General features: G+C 69.3%; 3 protein-coding genes, 1 tRNA gene and 1 pseudogene. 4 read left to right on the top strand and 1 reads right to left on the bottom strand.

All coding sequences use genetic code 11. From position 1 onward, the window contains the following. Window positions 1-23 precede the first annotated feature (23 nt). Entirely contained in the window at window positions 24-1,217 is a 1,194-nt protein-coding gene (locus tag ACFFCN_RS18585; protein ID WP_375494096.1) for a pyridoxal phosphate-dependent aminotransferase, read from the bottom strand. Between the two features lie 155 nt (window positions 1,218-1,372). Between ACFFCN_RS18585 and ACFFCN_RS18590 the strand changes: the two genes are divergently transcribed. The 4 genes and pseudogenes from ACFFCN_RS18590 to ACFFCN_RS18605 form a co-directional block, all read left to right on the top strand. After that, window positions 1,373-1,445, top strand: a tRNA-Trp gene (locus tag ACFFCN_RS18590). 94 nt (window positions 1,446-1,539) lie between these two features. Further along, complete coding sequence (gene secE, locus ACFFCN_RS18595) at window positions 1,540-1,776, top strand: preprotein translocase subunit SecE (RefSeq protein ID WP_375494098.1); 237 nt, start codon at window positions 1,540-1,542, stop codon at window positions 1,774-1,776. A 56-nt stretch (window positions 1,777-1,832) separates the two neighbouring features. Then, window positions 1,833-2,753, top strand: a complete 921-nt coding sequence (nusG, locus tag ACFFCN_RS18600) for a transcription termination/antitermination protein NusG (protein WP_375494100.1) — start codon at window positions 1,833-1,835, stop codon at window positions 2,751-2,753. A gap of 47 nt (window positions 2,754-2,800) precedes the next feature. Continuing rightward, window positions 2,801-2,995 (top strand): annotated as a pseudogene (locus ACFFCN_RS18605) (50S ribosomal protein L11); the annotation flags it as partial.

The raw sequence follows: 2,995 nt of genomic DNA on the forward strand, positions 1-2,995 counted from the left end.
GAGGCGTGCCGCCGCCGCGCGAATCAGCCCTCTGCGACGAGCTTTGCGATCCGGCTGACGCCCTCCGCGAGGTCGTCGTCGCCCAGCGCGTAGGACATCCGCAGGTACCCAGGCGTGCCGAACGCCTCGCCGGGCACGACGGCTACCTCCGCCTCTTCGAGGATGATCGCCGCGAGCTCGGCCGAGCTTTCCGCGGTGCGCCCGCGCAGCGACACGTTCAGCAGCCCCTTGACCGACGGGTACGCGTAGAAGGCGCCGAGCGGCTCCGGGCACACGACGCCCGGGATGTCGGACAGCATCGACACGATCCTGCGACGCCGGCGGTCGTACACGGCGCGCATTTGCGCGACGGCGGACAGGTCACCGGACACCGCCTCCAGCGCCGCCACCTGGGCGACGTTGTTGACGTTCGAGGTCGAGTGCGACTGCAGGTTGCTCGCGGCCTTGACGATGTCGGTGGGCCCGATGAGCCAGCCGACGCGCCAGCCGGTCATCGCGTACGTCTTGGCGACGCCGTTGAGCACGACGACCCTGTCCGGGTCGGCGCTGTGCGCGATCGAGACCATCTCGGCGTCGCCGTACACGAGGTGCTCGTAGATCTCGTCGGTGACGACCCACAGCCCGTGTTCACGGGCCCAGGCGCCGATGGCCTCGACCTGCTCGCGCGGGTAGACCGCGCCCGTCGGGTTCGACGGGGACACGAACAGCAGCACCTTGGTGCGCTCGGTGCGCGCCGCCTCGAGCTGGTCGACGCTCGCCAGGTAACCGGTGGTCTCGTCGGTGACAACCTCGACGGGCACGCCGCCGGCCAGCTTGATCGCCTCGGGGTAGGTCGTCCAGTACGGCGCGATCAGCAGGACCTCGTCGCCCGGATCGCACAGCGCGGCGAAGGCGTTGTAGACGGCCTGCTTGCCGCCGTTCGTGATCAGGACCTGTGCAGCGTCGACCTCGTAACCGGTGTCACGCTTCGTCTTCGCGGCGACGGCGGCGCGCAGCTCGGGCAGCCCCGGGACGGGCGTGTAGCGGTGGTACTTGGGGTTCCGGCACGCGGCAACGGCGGCCTCGACGATCGCTTCCGGCGTCGGGAAGTCGGGCTCGCCGGCGCCGAACCCGATGACCGGGCGGCCGGCGGCCTTCAGCGCCTTGGCCTTGGCGTCGACCGCAAGAGTTGCGGATTCGGCGATGGCGGACACTCGGTCGGAGACTCGCTCACCCATGGGGCCCATCGTTCCAGACCCGGCCGAGTCGTTTCGCGGGCCAGGCAGCCCGTTGCAGCGGTTTGGCCCTGTCCACCGCGTCCCCGTAGACTTGCGCGTCGGGGCCTGGTGGCCTTGCGTCAGCATGCCCCGGACGTGCTTCGCACGAAGCGCCGAGGGGCGTGGCTCAATTGGTAGAGCTCCGGTCTCCAAAACCGGCGGTTGCAGGTTCAAGTCCTGTCGCCCCTGCGCAGCCGCCCAGGCTGGGCGAATGCAGTACCCGAACGGTGCACCACCGGAGTCCGCCCACGGACCGAGGCCCGCACCGCCGAGAGGAGAGCTCGTGACCGCGACCCGTACGGAGTCGTCCTCGTCGCGCAGTGCCGGCAACAACCGCGGCACCCTGCCGACGCGGTACGTGCGCGAGAGCGTGTCGGAGATGCGCAAGGTCCTGTGGCCATCGCGCTCCGAGCTCGTCACCTATTCGGTGGTGGTGATCATCTTCGTGGTGATCATGGTGGCGATCGTGGCCGGCCTGGACATCGGCTTCGCCAAGCTGACGCTGTTGATGTTCGGCTGACCGGCCGAGCGCCGGTCACCGCGAACATCACGACCAATCGACGAGAAAGAGAGAACGTGTCCGAGTTCGACGACGCGCGTGCCGACGAGACGTCCGAGCACGCCCGCAGCGAGTCCGCCGAGGCCGCCGACACCGGCCCGGCCGACCTCGCCGCTGCCGCGCGCCTGCTCGGTGGCGACGACGACGCCATCGCCCGTGACGCGGCGGACGACGCGGACACCGACCTCGACGCCGCAGGCGGCAGCGACGGCGAGCCGGGCGACGACGTCGACGCCGCCGCGCCGGACGCAACGGCCGCCACGAACGAGCTCGCCGCCGAGGCCGTCGTCGCCGACGCAGCCGCGGACGCCGCGGACGGGGAGGACGATGATCCGGTCGAGACGCTGCGCCGCGAACTGCGCACGCAGTTCGGCGACTGGTACGTCGTGCACTCCTACGCCGGCTACGAGAACAAGGTGAAGACCAACCTCGAGAGCCGCATCACGTCCCTGGACATGGAGGACTACATCTTCCAGGTCGAGGTGCCGACCGAAGACGTCGTCGAGATCAAGAACGGCAAGCGCCAGCAGGTGCAGCGCAAGGTGTTCCCCGGCTACATCCTGGTGCGGATGGACCTCAACGACGAGTCGTGGGGCGCGGTGCGCAACACGCCGGGCGTCACCGGGTTCGTGGGCGCGACCTCCCGCCCGTCGCCGCTGTCCACCGACGAGGTCGTCAACATCCTCGCGCCGGCCACCAAGAAAGCGGCCGCGGTCGCGTCCGGCGGCAAGGCGACCGGCGGTGCCGAGAAGACGCAGACCATCGAGGTCGACTTCAGCGTGGGCGAGTCCGTCACCGTCATGGACGGCCCGTTCGCCACGTTGCCGGCGACCATCAGCGAGATCGACCCGCTGCACCAGAAGCTGCACGTCCTGGTGTCCATCTTCGGCCGGGAGACCCCGGTCGAGCTGTCGTTCAGCCAGGTCTCCAAGATCTGACCCGCTCCAGCAGTCACATCAGTCGAGAATCACCGAGAAGAGAACAAATGCCTCCGAAGAAGAAGCTCGCGGCGATCATCAAGCTGCAGATCCAGGCCGGTGCCGCGAACCCGGCCCCGCCGGTCGGCCCCGCGCTGGGTCAGCACGGCGTGAACATCATGGAGTTCTGCAAGGCGTTCAACGCCCAGACGCAGAACGAGGGCGGCACGATCATCCCGGTGGAGATCACGGTCTACGAGGAC

Origin of the sequence: uncultured Jatrophihabitans sp. (assembly GCF_964246335.1) — a bacterium.
Taxonomy (GTDB): domain Bacteria; phylum Actinomycetota; class Actinomycetes; order Mycobacteriales; family Jatrophihabitantaceae; genus Jatrophihabitans.

What these genes read in the sequence shown, in the direction of transcription:
- ACFFCN_RS18585 (WP_375494096.1), bottom strand. Translation starts at nt 1,217, where the DNA reads ATGGGTGAGCGAGTCTCCGACCGAGTGTCCGCCATCGCCGAATCCGCA.